The organism is Croceicoccus bisphenolivorans, from assembly GCF_001634625.1.
Taxonomy (GTDB): Bacteria; Pseudomonadota; Alphaproteobacteria; order Sphingomonadales; family Sphingomonadaceae; genus Croceicoccus; species Croceicoccus bisphenolivorans.
In genome coordinates this window covers 270,403-289,064 of sequence record NZ_LRSE01000003.1, presented here as the reverse complement: position 1 = coordinate 289,064, position 18,662 = coordinate 270,403, and the positions used below count along the sequence as shown (strand labels likewise).

The following is an 18,662-nucleotide window of genomic DNA, read 5'->3' as shown; positions in this document are numbered from 1 at the left end:
GCGAGGGTCAGTTTCCCTTTTCGAGAGCGAGGCGGGCGAGCACGAGCGCCGAGAGTTTCGCCCGCTCGGCCAGCGAATCCACGATCATGAACTCCTGCGGAGAGTGGATCGATCCACCGCGTACGCCCATCGTGTCCACCACGGGAACGCCGCAAGCCGCGATATTGTTGCCGTCGCAGACACCGCCCGTATCCTTGCGCGCATAGTGCAGGCCCAGTGCCTTGCTGCATGAACGCACGGTGCCGAACAATTGCTCTGCCCTCTCGTCGACGGGTTTGGGCGGGCGCGAAATTCCGCCGTGGAGATGCATGGCGACGCCGCGTTCGGCGGAGATTTCATCCATCAGCAGGTTCAGCGAAAACGCGAAATGGCCCGCGGCATCCTGTGTTTTGGGGCGGATGTTGAAGCGCAGGATCGCATGATCGGGCACCACGTTGTTGGCGCTGCCGCCCTCTATCTTCGCCGGGTTGATCGATAGCTCGTCATAGCCGAGATCGGCGATGCGCACGGCAAGGTCCGCTGCCGCGACAATGGCATTGCGCCCGTCCTGCGGATTGCGGCCCGCGTGGGCGGACTTTCCGGTGACGATCACGCTGTAATTGCCCGATCCGCCGCGTGCGCCCGCGAAAGTGCCGTCCGGCATGGTGCTGGGTTCGTATGTCAGCGCTGCGTGCTTGCCCTGCGCCAACCACGCGATCAGGTCTGCGCTTCCTGCACTGCCGGTCTCCTCGTCCGAATTGATCATCACGTCATAACCGATCTTGACGGCGGAGGGGTGGCTTTCGAACACCTTCAGCGCCTCCAGAATCACTGCGATGCCGCCCTTCATGTCGGCAAGGCCTGGGCCGTTCAGCACGCGCGGTTCTATCTCCACCACTTCGGTAAAAGCGGTATCGGCGGGAAAGACGGTGTCCATGTGGCCGGTCAGAAGGAACCGGCGTTCCGCTTGCGGCCTGACGGAGAGGACAAGGTTCTGCCCCCGCTCGATCACGGTTTCGCGCCCGTCGGCATTGATGGCGGAAACCGGCGCGGCGTCGACCAGCGACACTTCGCCGGGAAGGGCGGCAAAGGCATCGGCCAGCGCGGCGGCCTGTTGCGCCAGTCCGCGAAGGTTGCCCGTTCCCGTCTGGATCGCGCACCAGTCCAGCGTCCGGCGAAGCATCGCCGCCGTGTCCACACGCTCCAGCATCGCGGTCTCTGCAGCGTCCGGTCGGTTCCCGTCTGGTAAATTCGGTTTCATCAGCAACGATCCCTAGCGATCTTCATCGGCAATTGCCAACATCGCGCATGAAACCTAACCGGCCCTGCCGTTCGTTGGTAGTGCTTGCCAGCAGGCTCTGTGCTTGGCATGAGCCGCCCCGGCGAATCTACAACCTCCCTCTCCGACAAGCGCATGGGCATTGGCGCCCCTGCGTGCGAAGGGTCATGACTTCAATTCGAACCAAAAAAGGCAGAAACGGTATGGTTGATCGCGTTGAAAAGGCTGGCTTGCAGGTCGAAACGGCGCTTGCGCAGTTCGTTGAAAGCGATGTTCTGGCCCCGCTGGGCATGGATGCCGCTGCGTTCTGGCAGGGTTTTGCCGCGTTGCTCGACAAGTATGTGCCGGTAAACCGCGCACTGCTGGCCAAGCGCGACGACCTTCAGGCAAAGATCGACGCATGGCACAAGGCGCGCGCCGGAAAGCCGGTCGATATGACCGAATACAAAGCGTTCCTGAGCGAGATCGGCTATCTCGTCCCCGAACCGGGCGATTTCCGGATCGGTACCGAAAACGTCGATGACGAAATCGCGACGATGGCCGGGCCGCAGCTGGTCGTGCCGGTGCTGAACGCGCGTTTCGCGCTGAATGCCGCGAACGCCCGCTGGGGCAGCCTCTACGATGCGTTCTACGGCACCGACGCGCTGCCGAACGCACCTGAAGCCAAGGCAAAGGGCTATGACGCGGAACGCGGCGCGGCGGTTGTCGCGGCGGCGCGCGGTTTCATGGACGACGCCCTGCCCGGCTGGGAAGCGGCGCTGACCGGCGGCGATTGCCCGCACACCTTTGCCAAGCTGACCGGCGGTGCCGAAGGCGTGATGTTCAAGCACAATGGCCTGCACATCGAAGTGCATGTCGACCGTGAAAGCGTTGTCGGTTCGGGCGATCCGCTGGGCATTTCGGACATTGTGCTCGAATCCGCGCTGACCAGCATCATCGACATGGAAGATTCGATCGCTGCCGTGGACGCGGAGGACAAACTGGAGGCTTACGCCAACTGGCTGGGTCTGATGCGCGGCACGCTGGAGGCAAGTTTCCAGAAGGGCGGCAAGACAATGACCCGCGCGCTGGAGCCGGACCGCACTTACGCCCTGCCGAACGGCAAGACGTTCGACCTGCCGGGCCGCAGCCTTCTGTTCGTGCGCAACGTCGGCCACCTGATGACCAATCCGGCGATCCTGCTGGCCGATGGCAGCGAGATTCCCGAAGGCATCATGGACGCGGTGATCACCAGCGCCATCGGCCGCCACGACATCGACGGGCTGGGCAAGTATCGCAACAGCCGCACCGGTTCGATCTACATCGTGAAGCCCAAGATGCACGGGCCGGAAGAGTGTGCCTTCACCAACGACCTGTTCGATGCGGTGGAGGACATGCTCGGTCTTTCGCGCCACACGATCAAGGTCGGCGTGATGGACGAGGAACGCCGTACTTCGGCCAACCTTGCCGCCTGTATCGAAGCGGTGAAGGACCGTATCGTCTTCATCAACACCGGCTTCCTCGATCGCACGGGCGACGAGATGCACACTTCGATGCAGGCAGGCCCGATGATCCGCAAGGGCGCGATGAAGGCCAGCAACTGGATTGACAGCTATGAAAAGCGCAACGTCGCCATCGGGCTGAAGCACGGCCTGTCGGGCAAGGCGCAGATCGGCAAGGGCATGTGGGCCGCGCCCGATCGCATGGGCCAGATGCTGGTGGAGAAAATCGGCCATCCGAAAACCGGCGCGAACACCGCATGGGTGCCTTCGCCGACAGCCGCGACGTTGCACGCGCTGCACTACCACCAGGTCGATGTCTTCGCCCTGCGCGATACCATCGCGGCTGGCGGGGTTCCGGCGCTGGAACGCCTGCTTACGGTGCCGACCTCCGACGGCGTGAACTGGTCGGAAGAGGAACTGCGCGAGGAACTGGACAACAATGCGCAAGGGTTGTTGGGCTATGTCGTGCGCTGGATCGATCAGGGTGTCGGCTGTTCCAAGGTTCCCGACATCAACGACATCGGCCTGATGGAAGACCGCGCGACGCTGCGCATTTCCTCGCAGCACATGGCCAACTGGCTGCTCCACGGCGTGGTCACCGAAGATCAGGTGATGGATGCGATGCGCCGCATGGCCGCCAAGGTCGACGCGCAGAACGCGGGCGATCCGGCCTACGAACCGCTCGTCGGTAACGAGGATGGTCCGGCGTTTCAGGCGGCGAAGGATCTGGTGTTCAAGGGCATCGAACAGCCGTCCGGCTATACCGAGCCGCTGCTGCATGCATGGCGGCAGGTGAAGAAGCAGCGCGCATCGGTGGAGGCGTAACAACGTCCATAGTCGCGAAGGTCCGTTTTCGTTCGCGCGAACCTGATGTTTAGTCTATAGCCCCCCGGTCATGACGATCTCTCGGGATTGTTCGACCTGGGGGGCAACCCCCCGGTACCGATGCGGGGGTCGCATTCATGCATCGACTTGCGAAGTTTGATATCAGTGCCGGATTCCGCTCGCCTGCTGCAAAGCTGGGCGCGGAGGCGCTGTTCGGCCTTGCCTGCTCGATCGCGATGATCGGTCTGCGCAGTACGGTCGACCTGTTCGTGCCGACGGCCGGGCCGTTCGCGATGGTCTATCCCACGGTGCTGATCGCCACGCTGTTCGGGCACTGGCGCGGCGGGCTGGTCGCCTATCTGTTCAGTTTCTTCTGGGCGTGGTGGTACGTGTTGCCCGCCGTGGGCAGTTTCGATTTCGTGGTGCCGACCGACCCGTCGCGCGTGGCGATCAATGCCGCTGCGGTGGCCGTGATCGCCGTTCTGGCCGAAGCGTTCCGCAGCGCGGTGCAAGGTGCCGCCGCCGCGCGCGATGCGGAGATCGAGCGGCGCGGCATGCTGATGGCGGAACTGGAACATCGCACCAAGAACAACTTCGCGCTCGTCGCCAGCCTGCTCGAACTGCAACGCCGCCGCAGCAACGATGCCGCCGTGGCGGAGGCGCTGGAACAGGCGACGGGACGGGTGCACACTTTCGCCCGCGCCTATGCCAACCTTGCCGACAGCCAGGGCGAGGGTAGCAGCGTCGAGATGCAGGGCTATCTGGAGGAAGTCGTCACGCGCCTTTCCGAAGGAGGCTTCGAAGGCAACGTCACAGTCGTGACCAGGATAGAGCCATGCGAACTGCCGCGGCAGGTGGCCGTGGCCATCGGCCTGTTCGTCAACGAAGCGCTGACCAATTGCGCGAAATACGCCTTTCCGGACGAGCGGACGGGTCAGGTGGAGATTATCTTCGGCTGCGATGGCGAACGCTGGCGGCTCAGCGTTGCGGATGACGGTGTGGGGGCCGGCAATGGTGCGGGTTCGTTGCTTGGCGCGAACGCATCCGGCGGCATGGGCGCAGGGCTGATGCAGGCATTCGCGCGGCAGGCGCTGGCCGAATGCCGCGAAGTGCCGCAGGAACGTGGCTACCGCGTCATGATGGAAAGCACCGGATAACGGAAAGCATTGGCGCGATCTGATCGCGCCGGTCGAATCAGCGGGCCGACAACTCGCCCGCGATGCGCGTAAATTCGTCGACCGACAGCGTTTCGGCCCGCCGCGTCTCCTCTATCCCCAGCCTTGCGAGAGCATCGAGCGCACCGGGAATGCGCTTCACGCTTTGCCGCAGCATTTTGCGCCGCTGGCCGAAGGCGGCTTCGGTCAGGGATTCCAGCACGTGGCTGGACACGCCCGGCGGAGCGGGAACGGGCGTCACGTGGACGATGGCGCTCATCACCTTGGGCGGGGGCGTGAAGGCGCTGCGATGCACTTTCATCGCGATCCGCGCCCGCGACCGCCACTGCGCCAGCACGGCGAGCCTGCCATAGGCGGAGGTGTCGCGTTCGGAAACGATACGCTGCGCCACTTCCTGCTGGAACATCAGGGTCAGAGACGACCATTGCGGCGGCCATGCTTGCCCGCCCATCCAGCCGGTGAACAGCGCGGTGCCGACATTATAGGGCAGGTTCGCGACAATGGCGTAGGGGCCGTCGAACAGGGTTGCCGGATCGATGCCCGTCGCATCGCCCTCGATCACCTTGAGCTGCCCCGGAAAGGCATTGGCCACTTCGGCAAGGGCGGGCAGGCAGCGCGGGTCCATCTCGATCGCGGTGACGTTCGCCCCTGCGCGCAGCAATGCCCGCGTCAGCCCGCCGGGGCCGGGGCCGATTTCCAGCACGTCTTGGCGCTTCAGGTCGCCGGGGATGGCGGCGATGCGGTCCAGCAGCTGTTCGTCGAGCAGGAAGTTCTGGCCCAGCGCCTTCGACGCGGAAAGGCCGTGCTGGCGGATCGTCTCGCGGATCGGGGGGAGGGTCATGCCGCGCGCCTTTGCGCGCATTCGGCAGCCATGCGGATCGCGGCGATCGTCGGGTTGGCGCTGGCCCGCCCCGTTCCGGCAAGTGGAAAGGCGGTGCCGTGATCGGGCGATGTGCGAATGACCGGCAGGCCCAGCGTCACGTTCACGCCGCGATCGAAATCCAGCGCCTTCAGCGGGATCAGCGCCTGATCGTGATACATGCACACGGCAAGGTCATAGCGTTCGCGCGCTTCGGCGTGGAACATCGTGTCACCCGCCAGCGGCCCGACGACGGCCAGCCCCTCTGTCCGCAGGATTTCGAGCGCGGGGGCGATCACGCGGATTTCTTCATCCCCCATGCGGCCCTGTTCCCCGGCATGGGGGTTGAGACCGGCGACGGCGATGCGTGGGTGCGCGATCCCGAAGTCGCGTTGCAGCGCGCGGGCGGCGATGCGGATGCGGCCGGCGATCAGGTCCTGCGTCAGCAGTGCAGGCACTGCGGAGAGCGCGGTATGGACCGTCATCGGCACGACGCGCAGCGACGGTCCGGCCAGCATCATCACCGCGTCCTCTGCCTTTACCCCGCAGGCGGCAGCGACGAATTCGGTCTGGCCCGGATGGTCGAAACCCACGGCCTGCAATTCGGCCTTCGCGATCGGGGCAGTGACGATGGCCGAAGCCTTGCCCGAAACGGCGAGCGAGGCGGCATGATCCAGTGCCGCCAGTGCCATCCGCGCGCCTTCGCGGGTCGGTCTGCCCAGCGGCTGGTCCAGCGGGCCAAGATCGATCACCGGCAAGGCATCGCCAAAGACATCGGCAGCTTCGTCCAGTGTGCCGATCGCGCGCATTTCGACATGCGCGCCGTGCGGTGCAGCGCCTGGGGCCGCAGCAAGCCGTTCCATGTGCGACAGGCTGCCCACCACGGCGAAAGGCGCCAGCCCTTCGTCATGGCGTGCGATCCATGCCTTCAGCAGCAGTTCCGGCCCGATTCCGGCCGGATCGCCGAACGACGCGACAAGCGGTGCCCCCACCGGCATGCTCGCTATCGCGCCCGCTCAGTTATACTCGATGACGGCATCGCGGCGCAGGTCGCGCAAGTAGATTTGCGCACGCTTGTTAATGCGCTCGTCCTCGATCTGGGCCATCAGCTCGTCGAACGTCGGTCCGCCGGCCATGCCCGGATCGGTCCGCCCGCACAGCATCAGGACGCGCACGCCTTCGCTTGCAGAACCGAACGGCTGCGTGATCCCGCCCTGCGGCAGCGCCAGCAGCGTGTCCTGCAACTGCGGCGGCAGGTCCTTTACGCGGATATTGTCGTTGCTGACGATATCGGCGCCCATCGCGGCGGCACCGGCTTCGGCCGCGCCGCAACCGGCAATGCCCTGCACGTCTTCCGCAAACTTCTTTGCGCGCGCCGCGGCCTGATCGGCACTCGTGCCTGCGGGGAACGAGATCGAGATCTGCTTGAGGCTGAGCAGCGCTTCGCGAGCGTCGGCCATCAGCACCTTGCGCTTGTCGATCAGGTACAGCAGCGAATAACCGCCGCGAAGTTCGACCGGGCCGACCAACTGTCCGGGCTGCATCTGGCCAGCCGCTTCGGCCAGTTCGGGCGGAAGCTGGGCAAGACGGATCCAGCCGAGATCACCGCCGACCGCTGCCGTCGATGCCTGGCTGAACTGGCGGGCATAGGCGACGAAGCTGCCGCCCTGCCGTAGCTGGCCCATGATCTGCTCCGCCTGCTGGCGTGCCTGCGGCTTGGTTTCGGCAGTGGCCGACAGGAAAATCTCGCCAAGGCGGAATTCTTCCGTCCCGCGATCGGCTTTCAGCCTGTCGAGCCGTTCGTGAACCTCTTCCTCCGACACGTTGATGAACGGCGCGATGTTGCGGCGCAGGATGCGCTGCCACGAAAGCTCGCCCTGGATCTGCCGCTTCATCGAGGCGGGGGAGGAATCGATCGAACGCAGATAGGCATCGAGCTGCGCCGGAGTCATGTTGAAGTTCTGCTGCGAAACGCGGTTGTAGGTCGCGTCCACTTCGGCCGCGCCGACGCCCACTTCGGAGGCCTCTGCCTCCTGAATCTGCAGCGTCTCGTCGATCAGGTTGGACAGGACCTGCGCGCGCAGGCGTTCAAGTTCGTCGTTTGAAACCTCGTTCCGGTTAGCTGCCAGCACCAGCGCGAGGCGTTGGTCGATGTCTGTCCCGGTGATGATCGCGCCGTTCACGATCGCGGTCGCGCCGCGGAACTGGCTGGGCGGGGTGCCAAAGCTGGCCGGATTGGCGGGCAGGTTCAGATCCGCGTTCGCGCCGGGATCATCCTGGTTCGCGGCCTGTGCCGCAGGGGTCTGGGCCATGGCGGCCACGGGCGCAGCGACCAGCGCACCCGCGCCTGCCGCAAGCCCGATCCTGCCGGCAAGGCGAACCATCGAACGGCCGACGGCAGTGAATTCGCCCCCCAAATCACCAATGGTCTTCATACTGGCCTGACATCCCTTTTTCGCATTACGCGAGAGTACGGTTGGCTGACGCCGCATGATGGTACGCAGCGCCATGTACGGAAGCGCATGGCCGCTTTCGGCTTAACCATTGCTGAGCCGCCTGTGCCCCCCTTGTTCACCGGCGTTTAGGGTGAGGGCGGGCCAAGGGCAACACGTTGTCGTTCCGCACGGTGCGATTATCCGTGAAAACCGGCGAACGAGGGATCAGCGAAGGCCAAGGTTCTTGAGGCGGAAGCGGAACAGGAACGTGTTCCCTTCGCGCGCGTCACCCGTGCGGAAACGGTCGTTCCGCCACGTCAACGCGATTTCCATGCAATCGTCTTCATAAGCTACGCCAAGGCGGGTGCGCAGAGGGTCGAACCCGTCCGATGTCAGGGTCGGGTCTTCGTTCCGGTCGGTCAGGTTGATGATCGTCGATCCGAACACCGACCAGTAGTTGGCAAAGGCCAGCCGCGATGCAAGGCGCAGTTCCTCGCGGTCGCGCAAGTCTTCCAGCGTGTCCGGAATGTTGCGGTCCAGCCTGAGGTAGCCCGCCTCGACATAAGTCTTGCGGCTGCCCAGCGTGAGATCCGCTTCGGTGCGGCGGGGGGCGAGGTTGTCCTTGTCGATGCGGAACCGATGGGTGAAGGAGACGAAGTCCTTCCAGCGGATTTCCGTGCGCCCGACGATGTCGGACGTGTTGGAGGTGAGGCCGGTGCCATTGGGCAGGATGTCGCTCTGGTTCGAAAGGCGATAGCTCTGCCCGGCGGTGGCCGTGATGCGCCAGCCCGGTGCGGTCCAGCGCCAGTCCAACCCGTATGTCATGCGCGCCCCGTCCTCCACCCGGTCGTAACCGGGGAAGCGGTTCAGGGCGAAGAGGTTGGAATCTTCCAGATCGACCGCACGGGCATCCTCGTTCGGAATGGCAAGGTTGCGGATTGCGGGGCTGGCCACGAACTGGATGCGCGGGGTCAGCACCTGCTGTCCGCCAAGGAAGCTGCCGGTAAAGGGCCACTTCACGTCTATCGCGCCGATCGCGACGCCGCGCCCCTGCCACCCGCTGTCGCCGCGATAGACTTCGACGGAGGTGAGCGCATTTTCGTTCGAATTGTAGATGTCGCCGCGGGCCAGCGCGGTGAAGGTGACTTCCTGTCCCCAGCCGGTCAGTTTGCGCAAGTCCCATTGCGCGCTGGCGAAGGCGCGCTGGGTGTCCTGCCCCTCGTTCCGTTCCAGCAGCAAGGTATTGGCCTGCAGCATGATGCGGCCGCCCATCAGCGGATCGGCTAGCCGGCGGCGATAATCGACAAGCGGCATGGCGACCGGCACCAGCCCTTGGTCCTCCCCCTGTCGCAGCGTCTGCGTCGCCCAGCCGGCGATGGAAAGGTAGCTGTCGTCGTCAATCCGTTCGGCCTGGATCGTGGAGCGCAACCGGTCATCGCGGCTGATGTCGTAACGGCGCAGGAACGTGCGGTCGCTGGCAAGGCGGATGGAGTGGCTGATCGACCAGTTCGGATCGATCTGGAACCGCCCGTTCGTGTCGAGATAGCCGCGCAGGTCCTTCTCGCTGTCCAGCGTCGTCGCGTCGATATCGCCGACGGGAATGCGCGAGCTGTTGGTGAGGTAGCCGGTGATCTGGTAGGCGCCATCCTCGGTCAGTGCCTTGTACTGGGCGGAAACCATCGGCAGCACGTCGGTATAGACACTGGCGCCCAGTGTCATTTCGCGGTTTTCGGCAAGGCGCAGGTAATATTCGCCGATGATTTCCACGCCGTTCGAATCCGAAAAGCGCAGGTTCGGCGTGCCAAAACCCGATACCGGCTGCCCGTCCGTCCGCACCGAAAGGCCCGGCAGCGGCAGCAGGCGCGCGCCGAACAGTTCGAGCTTTGCGCCCTTGAACTTCACCGTCTGCGTATCGGGATCGTAGCGGACGCGCCGCGCGGTGATGCGCCAGCTGGGATCGCGCGGGCAACCGTCAGGCGTTTCGACCGCGCAGGGGCTGTAGGCGGCATATTCAAGCTGGATCGTGCCGTCTTCGTCACGCTCCCCGCTGCGCGCGGCCATGCGCGCACCCTCGTTCATGACGAGGAGCATGTTCTCCATCGCGCCGGCGCGCAGTTCGTCGCTCAGCTCCAGCCGGTCAGTATAGATGACGTTCGCATCGCCATCGCGCAGCTTCACGTTGCCGCTGGCGACGATCACGCCGGAGGTGCGATCCCACGATACTTCGTCCGCGGTCAGCTGCTGCTCCGCACGGCGCAGCACGACGTTGCCGGATGCCGTTACCGTATCGTTGTCATTGTCATAGCCAAGGGCATCGGCCTCGAACGCGATGTTCCCTTCTTCTTCGGGTGCATCGATCAGGAAAGGCTCGACCGGCTCGGCCTCCGGATTCTGGCCGCCTGTCCAGAAATAGTCCGCCTCGCGCGCCATGGCGGTGCCCGGCACGGCAAGCGCCCATGCGAGCGCCAGCAGAGGCAGTCCCGCGTGCGTGACGGACGCGGTGGGAAGTCGATTGATCATGCGGGTAAGGGTCTGCGATCCGGGCGGCATGGCTTGCCTATCGCACCGCTCATGCCTAACTGCAACGGCGATAGAGCGGCTTGTCTGTCTTGCCGGTGATTCCGGTTTCAAACGATACCATATCGGGCTAGACGTCCGTCACGCCGCCAACATGATCCGTTTCAGGAATCCGCTTCAGGAGCCACGCATGAACATCCGTTTCGCCACCCAGCTTCCCGCCGACGTCCGCCTTGTCGCGATGACCGCCGATGCCGACACGCTGCCCGGCGGGCTTCCCGCGGTCGTCACCGAAGGGGCATCGGCTGCGCGTTTCTCCGGCAAGCCGGGCCAGCTGTTCGACGGTTTCGCCGAAGTGGACGGCAAGGTGCGCCGCATCGCGCTGTCCGGCGCGGGCAAGCCCGATGCGAAGGAACGGCTCGCCAACCTTGAAAAGGCGGGCGCCGGTCTTGCCGCCAAGTACCTCGTTTCGGGCGAGACGACGATGGCGGTCGATTTCGCGAAGAGCGGGCTGAACGCCGAACAGGCCGCCGCCGTCCTGATGGGCCTGCGCCTGCGCGCGTGGCGGATCGATACCTATCGCACCCGCCTGAAGGACGAGCAGAAGCCGACGCTGACCGAGGTTGTCGCGTTGAACGCGCCCGATGGCACCGAAGCCGCGTGGGACGATGCCGCCGCAGTGGCGCTGGGCGTGGAATTCACCCGCGAACTGGTGAGCGAGCCGGGCAACATCATCTACCCCGAAAGCTTCGTCGAACGCTGCAAAGCGCGGCTGGAAGGTACGGGCGTGGAGATCACCGTGCTCGACGTTCCGGCAATGGAAAAGCTGGGCATGGGCGCGCTGCTTGGCGTGGGGCAGGGTTCGCACCGCCCCTCGCGCATCATCGCGATGCACTGGAAGGGCGGCAATGACAGCGATGCCCCTGTCGCCTTTGTCGGCAAGGGCGTGACCTTCGATTCGGGCGGCATCTCGATCAAGCCGGCTGGCGGCATGGAAGAGATGAAGTGGGACATGGGCGGCGCGGGCGCCGTCGCCGGCACGATGCTGGCGCTCGCCACGCGCAAGGCGAAGGCGAACGTCGTGGGCATCTGTGGCCTTGCCGAGAACATGCCAGACGGCAATGCCCAGCGCCCCGGCGACATCGTCACATCGATGTCGGGCCAGACGATCGAGGTTATCAACACCGACGCCGAAGGGCGGCTGGTGCTGTGCGACGCGCTGACCTGGACGCAGCAGACGTTCGAGCCTGCCTGCATCGTCAACCTCGCGACACTGACGGGCGCGATGGTCATCTCGCTCGGTCACGAGAACGCGGGCATCTTCTCGAATAACGATACTTTGGCAGGCGACCTGATCGACGCGGGCGAGCGGAGCGGCGACACGCTGTGGCGCTTCCCGCTTTCACCTGCCTACGACAAGCTGATCGACAGCCAGATCGCGGACATCAAGAACGTCGGGCCGCGCTACGGCGGTTCGATCACGGCGGCGCAGTTCCTGCAGCGCTTCATCGAAAACGATACGCCGTGGGCGCACCTCGACATCGCGGGCGTGGTCTGGGCCGACAAGCCCGGCGCGACTTGGGAGAAGGGCGCGACCGGTTACGGCGTGCGCCTGCTCGATCGGTTCATCCGCACGACGGTGCAGGGCTGAGGTAGCCGACCGGCTGCGGGGCCATGCGCGTCGACTTCTACCACTTGTCCCGCGATCCCGCGCCGGTGGCATTGGCGCAGATCGCGGCCAAGGCGCTGGAGGCGGGGCAGCGGATGCTGGTCGTATCCGACGATGCGGAACAGGCGTCGGCCATTTCCGACGCGCTCTGGGCCGCGCCCGGCTTTCTCGCCAATGGTGAGGCGGGAGAGCATGGCGATGCACGCCAGCCGATCCTGATCGCGCCCGATGCCGCCGATGCGCCCAACGGTGCGCGGCTGGTGGCGCTGGCCGACGGGCAATGGCGGGACGAGGCGCTGAGCTATGACCGCGCGCTGCTGTTGTTCGACGCGCAGACCATCGACGGCGCACGCGGCGCATGGCGCGCGCTGGGGGACAGCGAGGGTGTCGAGCGGCATTACTGGAAATTCGTCGACGGCCGCTGGGTGGTCGGCCCCTAGGGAGTGAAGGCAATGTTCGGTCGCAGGAAAATGACGCTGGCCTCTGCCCTTGCCGCGATGCTGGCCTTGGGCGGCTGCGGATCGGGCGAGGAAGGCACGATCAGCACCGAGGATGGCGATGTCGAATACCGCATTTCCGGCGACGACGATGCCACCAACATCCGCCTGAACACGCCCGACGGGAACGCGACCGTCGATACCGGTGAAACGCTGAAGCCCGATCTGCCCGAAGGGATCGCCGTCTATCCGGCTGCGAAAGTCACCAATGTCTCCAACGTCGGGCTGGGCGACAAGGGCAGCGGATCGCTGGTGGCGATGGATACCGCCGACGCGCCGGACAAGGTGACGGGCTGGTACAAGGCCGCGGCAGAGAAGGCGGGCTACAAGGTCGAGGCGCAGCTGCAGACCGGCAACCTCCATATGATCAGCGGCAAGGCGGGCGACGGGCGCGAATTTTCGGTCACGGCATCCGCGCGCGAAGGCGGCACATCGGTCCAGCTGATCGCGGGAAGCGGCCTGTCCACCTGATGCAGTCGGTCCCGCGCCCTCTTGTGCGGGCGCGAAACCGGCGCTAGGGGCGCGCCAGAACGTGCCGCCCGGCGCGAGCACACCCGATTTCCATTTCTGCAAGGACAAGTCCCATGGCGGTTACCCGCACCTTTTCGATCATCAAGCCCGACGCCACCCGTCGCAACCTGACCGGCGCGGTCACCAAGATGCTGGAAGAAGCGGGCCTGCGCGTCGTCGCATCCAAGCGCATCCACATGACCCGCGAACAGGCCGAAGGCTTCTACGCCGTTCACTCCGAACGCCCCTTCTTCGGCGAACTGTGCGACTTCATGATGAGCGAGCCGGTCGTGGTTCAGGTGCTGGAAGGCGAAGACGCCGTGAAGCGCAACCGCGACGTGATGGGCGCCACCAACCCGGCCGATGCCGATGCCGGCACGATCCGCAAGGAATACGCCCTGTCGATCGGTGAGAACACCGTTCACGGTTCGGACAGCGAGGAAAACGCCAAGATCGAGATCGACTTCTTCTTCAAGCCCGAAGAAATCGTCGGCTGACCGGCATTTTCCGTGCTAGGCAAAAGGCCGTTCCCTTCGCGGGGGACGGCCTTTTTGTTTGGCGAATCGGGGGATTGGGCATGAAACGGCTGGTTATCGCGTCGATGGGGGCACTGGCGCTGGCAGGATGCGGTTCGACCGCAGAGCCGGAGGGCGAGGAAACGGCAACCGAAGCACCGGCCACCGCCGCTGCGGCCGAAGAACCGGTCGCGCCCAGTTTCGATTGCAGCAAATCCGATTCGCAGGCCACCGACCTCGTCTGCAAGACACCGATGCTGGCGCGCATGGATAACGAGCTGCAGCGGCTCTACGCTCTGGCCGAAAGCGGCACTTATGCTTCCGAAGAACGGCTGGAGGAACTGACCGCGATGCAGCGCGGCTGGATCAAGGGGCGCGACGATTGCTGGAAGGCGGACGATCCGCTGCAATGCGTGACGACCAGCTACGCGATGCGCATCCACGAACTCCGGCAGGGTTTCTATGACAGCCGGCAACAGGATGCGAAGGGCATCACCAACGGTCCGCTGGCGCTGGCCTGTGACGGGGCGGATTACGGTGTTTCCGCGACTTTCGTGAACGCCGATCCGGGCGTTGCCTTCCTGCAATGGCTGGACCAGTCGGTCGCGCTGGTGCAAGTTCCAAGCGGTTCCGGCGCGAAGTACGAAGGCAGCAACTACGCGGGCAAGGCGCAGTTGTTCACCAAGGGCGATGAGGCGATGTTCACTCCGCCCGGCGGCGAGGAAATGACCTGCCGGATCGAGGAAATAGGTTAGGGAGACCTGCGATGATGGGCATGGGCACGGGCGACTGCCCGTTCGTCTTCAACACCGATCCCGCCACCTTCAAGGTGGGCGATACGGTCAGTTACCGTGTGGAAGGCATGGACGGCTTCCCGTTCGCCGGTCGCCTGCTCGAAGTGCACGATGATCATGTCGTGCTGACATCCGATCTCGACGGAGCGGGCGGCGGCGAAGTTTATCGCGCCACGCGCGTGGACCGGCCACTGGTTTCGGCTGATCAACTTGCCTGACATGCGGCGGCTGCTTCTGGCACTGGCCGCGCTGTTGGCCATTCCGGCGAATGCCAGCGCGGGGGTTCATCCCGAAGCGGTAGAGAATGGCATGGCCTTTCTCGTCAACGACTGGACGATTCTCGGCTACGAGGGAAAGTACCGCGAAACGTGCCGGTGGTGGCACGAAAACAGCTTCGTGATCTGCGAAACAACGGACGATACGGAAGATCCCGCCCAACATAGCGTCAGCATGTTCGGCTGGTCGGAAGCGGGCAAGCACTACACTTATTACCACTATGGCCAGGACGGCCGCAGCCGGTCCGAAACCTGTTTCGCCAATGCCGAAGGGGGGCTCACCTGTCTGGGTGGCCGGACGGGAGAGGCAGGATTGATCCACACGCGGTCCCGGATCTGGCCAATCGCGGGTGGCGCGCAGTTCGTGGCCGAGCGTTCTGTCAACGGCAGCGACTGGGGGGAAACGGTCCGGTTGCAGTACGTGCCGGTTGCCGCGCGCTAGAATTCGTCGGCGGCGTCGATTAGGCGGGTCAGCCGCTTGGGCGCGACCGCGCGCCAGCTGCGTTCCAGCCACTGGCGCACATGTTCCCAATCCACGCCCGGCCGGTTCAGGATCAGGCCCGCCCAGCCGCTCGCCCCGTAATAGGCGGGGCGGTACCAGATTGCGGGATCGCGATCGATCAGTGCGGCCAGCTCGTCCGGTCCGTCCGTCTTTACTAGAATCGCGACATGCGGTTCGCCGTGGTGCCGTTCGCTGAAATAGGCGAAGAACTTGCCGCTCTTGCCGCCCGTGCGCCAACCCGGCGCGCCGTGGCTGTCGCGCGCCTCCGCCTCCGGCAGCGAAAGCGCCAGCGCGGCGACTTTTTCCAGCAGCCAATCGGCGCGGTAGGGGCGGGTGACCAGTTCTTCCAGCACCCGCGAATAGAGCTGGTGTTCGGCATGGAGCACGCGGCCCGCAAGGGTATCGGGCGTGTCATCGGGCAGGATCGCCACCGGCGTCTGGCCCAGCACCGGCCCGTCGTCCAGTTCTGCGGTAACGAGGTGGACCGAACAGCCGCCGTGGCTGTCGCCCGCCTCGATCGCGCGAAGGTGCGTGTCCAGCCCCTTGTACTTCGGCAATAGCGAGGGGTGGATATTGAGCATCCGCCCTTCCCAGCGCGACACGAATGCGGGGCTGAGGATGCGCATGTAACCGGCCAGCGCGATATAGTCGGCCCCTGCCGCCAGCACTGCCTTTTCCATCGCGGCGTCATGCTCCGCGCGCTTCATGCCCTTGTGCGGCAGCGCGTAAGTCGCCACCCCTTCGGCAGCGGCCAGCTTCAGGCCTTTCGCCTCCGGATCGTTCGATCCGACCAGCACGATTTCATAGGGGCAACCGGCGCGGCGGCTGGCGTAAAGCAGGGCCGCCATGTTCGAGCCTGTGCCCGAAATCAGCACCGCGACTTTCGCGCGCGGAACGGCGGCATTTGCTGGCATCATCGCTTCGGCCCTTCAAATGCCGTGGAACAGGGTGCCGGTCACGCGGGTTTGGTACTGGATGATCGCAACACCTTTCCAGCCATGCCCCTGCCGACAGAGCCGCTGTCCCTACGCGCCGCACCGGCGGCAGGCAATGGCCTGATGAACGCCCCGTTCCGCCCGCGCGCAGAGGACCACGCCTACTTACGCCGCCTTGCCTATACGCTGGCCATCGCCGCCGTGCTGATCGTGGCATGGCGCGCGGCGGACCTGCTGCTGCTGGTGTTCGGCGCGGTGCTGGCCGCAGTGGTGTTCCGTTCGATGGGCGAATTGCTGGAGAAGCTGGGTCTGCGCAATGCCGATGTGGCGCTGGGCATCGGCATCGTGCTGTGCCTGTGCATCGTCGGGCTGATGGGGTACCTGCTGATGGTGCAGTTCGGGGTGCAGGTTGCCGGATTGATCGACAACCTGCCCGAAACGGTCGCCGCGATCGAGAATGCCGTTGGCTCCAATCCCGTCGGCGCGGCGGTGGTGAAGGCCGTGCGTGCAGCCGTCGGCGGCAGCGCGATTGCGGACCGGCTGGGCGACCTTATCGCCGGAACGGGCGAAGTGATCCTCAATTTCCTGATCGTGCTGGTGGGCGGAATGTTCATCGCCGCCAACCCCGGCCCCTATCGCCGCGCGATCGTCATGCTCACGCCGCATGGCGGGCGCACCACGATGGATCGCGCGCTGGGCGAGATGGCGATTGCCCTGCGGCTGTGGCTGAAGGCCAAGCTGATTTCGATGACCGCGATGACGGTGCTGATCGGCGGGTCGCTATGGGCCGCGGGGGTGGAACACTGGGCCGCGCTGGGCCTGCTGGGCGGGATCAGCGAGTTCGTACCCTATGTCGGCCCCGCCGTTGCAATGCTGCCCGCCATCGCCATTGCGGCGGGGCAGGGCGGGTCGGTGCTGACCTATACCCTGATCGCCTATGTCGCGGTGCGGGTGATAGAGGCGTGGATGATCACGCCGCTGATCAACCGGCAGGTCGTATCCATCCCGCCCGCGCTGACCCTTTTCGTCATCCTTGGCGCAGGGGCGGTATTCGGGCTTTACGGCGTGTTCTTCGCAGGCGCGCTGCTGGTCGTCGCCTATGTCGGCGTGCGGGAGCTATACCTGCGCGATACGCTGGGGGAGGCGATCGACGGCGTGCCCCGGACGGCGAAGGAGTAGCCGTCAGCCGAGGTGCGTCGCGCTCCAGTTTTCGCGCGCGGACCATTCGCCTTCGCGGCCCGCGACGGTGCAGCCCTTTTCGCCGGCACGGATCGCACCGATGACGAAGACTTCCTCGCCAGCGGCTTCAAGGTCGGCCTTCAGGCTCTCCACCTCGTCCGCCGCGACGGCCAGCACCATGCCGATGCCGCAGTTGAAGGTGCGGGCCATTTCTTCCGGCTCGATGTTCCCCTGCGCCTGCAGGAAAGCCATCAGGCGCGGCATGACCCAGCCGCCCACGTCGATATGGGCGTGCAGTCCTTCGGGAAGGACGCGGGGCACGTTTTCCAGCAACCCGCCGCCGGTGATGTGGGCCAGCGCATGGATGCGTCCGGCACGAATGGGGCCAAGCAGGCTCTTCACGTAGATCTTCGTCGGCGCGATCAGGGCGTCGATCAGCAGGGTATCCTGATCGAACAGGGCAGGGCGGTCCAGCTTCCAGCCCTTGTCCGCCGCCAGCCTGCGCACCAGAGAGTAACCGTTGGAATGGACGCCGGAGGAGGCGAGGCCCAGCAGCACATCGCCATCGGCCACCTTCTCGCCGGTCAACTGCTCGCCGCGCTCCACCGCGCCCACGCAGAAACCGGCAAGGTCGTAGTCGCCAGCTGCATACATGCCCGGCATTTCCGCCGTCTCGCCGCCGATCAGCGCGCATCCGGCCATCTTGCAGCCTTCGGCGATGCCCGCGACGACGCGGGTGGCGACGCCGTTCTCCAGCTTGCCCGTGGCGAAGTAGTCGAGGAAGAACAGCGGTTCCGCGCCCTGCACGATCAGGTCGTTCACACACATGGCGACGAGATCGATGCCGACATGGTCGTGCCGGTCGTGATCGATGGCAAGCTTCACCTTGGTGCCAACGCCGTCGTTCGCGGCGACGAGCAGCGGGTCCTTGTAACCGGCAGCCTTCGGATCGAAGAACCCGCCGAAGCCGCCCAGCTCGCTCGTCGCGCCGGGGCGCGCGGTCGATTTGGCCAGTGGGCCGATCGCCTTCACCAGCGCATTGCCGGCCTCGATCGATACGCCGGCCTTGGCGTAAGTGTAGCTTTCAGGGGTCGTTTCAGGGCTGTCGGTCATTCGGTCTCTCGCAAGTTGAGGGGCGATTATCGCTTTCCCGCTTGGATTTCCACGTCTCATTCGGCAAAGAGGCCCCACGATGATCGCCCACCGGCTCGATATCCCCGGCTGACTATTCCGGAA

Annotated in this window: 17 protein-coding genes; 10 read left to right on the top strand and 7 right to left on the bottom strand. The window is 65.1% G+C overall.

The annotated features are described in order from the left end of the window. Window positions 1–7: 7 nt before the first annotated feature. Window positions 8–1,240 carry a hydrolase gene (locus tag A7A77_RS04625; protein ID WP_066554294.1) on the bottom strand — a complete coding sequence of 411 codons (1,233 nt, stop codon included), beginning with the start codon at window positions 1,238–1,240 and terminating at the stop codon, window positions 8–10. A 221-nt stretch (window positions 1,241–1,461) separates the two neighbouring features. On the opposite strand from A7A77_RS04625, the gene A7A77_RS04620 reads away from it, so the two are divergent. Further along, window positions 1,462–3,564: a malate synthase G gene (locus tag A7A77_RS04620; RefSeq protein WP_066554291.1), complete on the top strand. Its 2,103-nt coding sequence runs from the start codon at window positions 1,462–1,464 to the stop codon at window positions 3,562–3,564. Between the two features lie 137 nt (window positions 3,565–3,701). Continuing rightward, complete coding sequence (locus tag A7A77_RS04615) at window positions 3,702–4,721, top strand: sensor histidine kinase (protein WP_066554290.1); 1,020 nt, start codon at window positions 3,702–3,704, stop codon at window positions 4,719–4,721. A 37-nt stretch (window positions 4,722–4,758) separates the two neighbouring features. Here A7A77_RS04615 and rsmA read toward each other — a convergent pair whose 3' ends face one another. The 4 genes from rsmA to A7A77_RS04595 form a co-directional block, all read right to left on the bottom strand. Continuing rightward, window positions 4,759–5,580 (bottom strand): 16S rRNA (adenine(1518)-N(6)/adenine(1519)-N(6))-dimethyltransferase RsmA, encoded by an 822-nt coding sequence (gene rsmA, locus A7A77_RS04610; protein ID WP_066554553.1) that lies wholly within the window; start codon window positions 5,578–5,580, stop codon window positions 4,759–4,761. Continuing rightward, window positions 5,577–6,596 carry a 4-hydroxythreonine-4-phosphate dehydrogenase PdxA gene (pdxA, locus tag A7A77_RS04605; protein WP_066554287.1) on the bottom strand — a complete coding sequence of 340 codons (1,020 nt, stop codon included), beginning with the start codon at window positions 6,594–6,596 and terminating at the stop codon, window positions 5,577–5,579. Before pdxA ends, rsmA begins: the two co-directional genes overlap by 4 nt. Before the next feature lie 18 nt (window positions 6,597–6,614). Further along, window positions 6,615–8,033: a peptidylprolyl isomerase gene (locus A7A77_RS04600; protein ID WP_082835894.1), complete on the bottom strand. Its 1,419-nt coding sequence runs from the start codon at window positions 8,031–8,033 to the stop codon at window positions 6,615–6,617. A gap of 225 nt (window positions 8,034–8,258) precedes the next feature. After that, entirely contained in the window at window positions 8,259–10,583 is a 2,325-nt protein-coding gene (locus tag A7A77_RS04595) for an LPS-assembly protein LptD (protein ID WP_245638393.1), read from the bottom strand. Window positions 10,584–10,740: 157 nt separating this feature from the next. Between A7A77_RS04595 and A7A77_RS04590 the strand changes: the two genes are divergently transcribed. The 7 genes from A7A77_RS04590 to A7A77_RS04560 all read left to right on the top strand — a co-directional run bounded on the left by A7A77_RS04590 (window position 10,741) and on the right by A7A77_RS04560 (window position 15,252). Then, a complete protein-coding gene (locus A7A77_RS04590; protein ID WP_066554285.1) occupies window positions 10,741–12,201 on the top strand; it encodes a leucyl aminopeptidase in 1,461 nt (486 codons plus the stop codon). 23 nt (window positions 12,202–12,224) lie between these two features. Then, complete coding sequence (locus A7A77_RS04585; protein ID WP_066554283.1) at window positions 12,225–12,659, top strand: DNA polymerase III subunit chi; 435 nt, start codon at window positions 12,225–12,227, stop codon at window positions 12,657–12,659. Window positions 12,660–12,671: 12 nt separating this feature from the next. Next, entirely contained in the window at window positions 12,672–13,187 is a 516-nt protein-coding gene (locus tag A7A77_RS04580; RefSeq protein WP_156500405.1) for a hypothetical protein, read from the top strand. Window positions 13,188–13,300: 113 nt separating this feature from the next. Beyond that, entirely contained in the window at window positions 13,301–13,723 is a 423-nt protein-coding gene (gene ndk, locus A7A77_RS04575; RefSeq protein WP_066554266.1) for a nucleoside-diphosphate kinase, read from the top strand. A gap of 80 nt (window positions 13,724–13,803) precedes the next feature. Continuing rightward, window positions 13,804–14,496 carry an MliC family protein gene (locus A7A77_RS04570; RefSeq protein ID WP_216635544.1) on the top strand — a complete coding sequence of 231 codons (693 nt, stop codon included), beginning with the start codon at window positions 13,804–13,806 and terminating at the stop codon, window positions 14,494–14,496. 11 nt (window positions 14,497–14,507) lie between these two features. Further along, the gene (locus A7A77_RS04565) at window positions 14,508–14,753 is read left to right on the top strand and encodes a hypothetical protein (protein ID WP_066554262.1); all 246 of its coding nucleotides are present in this window, start codon (window positions 14,508–14,510) and stop codon (window positions 14,751–14,753) included. Window position 14,754: 1 nt separating this feature from the next. Then, window positions 14,755–15,252, top strand: a complete 498-nt coding sequence (locus A7A77_RS04560; RefSeq protein WP_066554253.1) for a hypothetical protein — start codon at window positions 14,755–14,757, stop codon at window positions 15,250–15,252. On the opposite strand, the gene purN is transcribed toward A7A77_RS04560, so the two are convergent. Then, window positions 15,249–16,226 carry a phosphoribosylglycinamide formyltransferase gene (purN, locus tag A7A77_RS04555; RefSeq protein ID WP_066554541.1) on the bottom strand — a complete coding sequence of 326 codons (978 nt, stop codon included), beginning with the start codon at window positions 16,224–16,226 and terminating at the stop codon, window positions 15,249–15,251. The genes A7A77_RS04560 and purN overlap by 4 nt on opposite strands. A gap of 84 nt (window positions 16,227–16,310) precedes the next feature. On the opposite strand from purN, the gene A7A77_RS04550 reads away from it, so the two are divergent. Next, window positions 16,311–17,426, top strand: a complete 1,116-nt coding sequence (locus A7A77_RS04550; protein ID WP_216635543.1) for an AI-2E family transporter — start codon at window positions 16,311–16,313, stop codon at window positions 17,424–17,426. A gap of 3 nt (window positions 17,427–17,429) precedes the next feature. Here the strand turns inward: A7A77_RS04550 and purM are convergent, their stop codons facing one another. Beyond that, window positions 17,430–18,539, bottom strand: a complete 1,110-nt coding sequence (gene purM / locus A7A77_RS04545; RefSeq protein ID WP_066554242.1) for a phosphoribosylformylglycinamidine cyclo-ligase — start codon at window positions 18,537–18,539, stop codon at window positions 17,430–17,432. Window positions 18,540–18,662 lie beyond the last annotated feature (123 nt).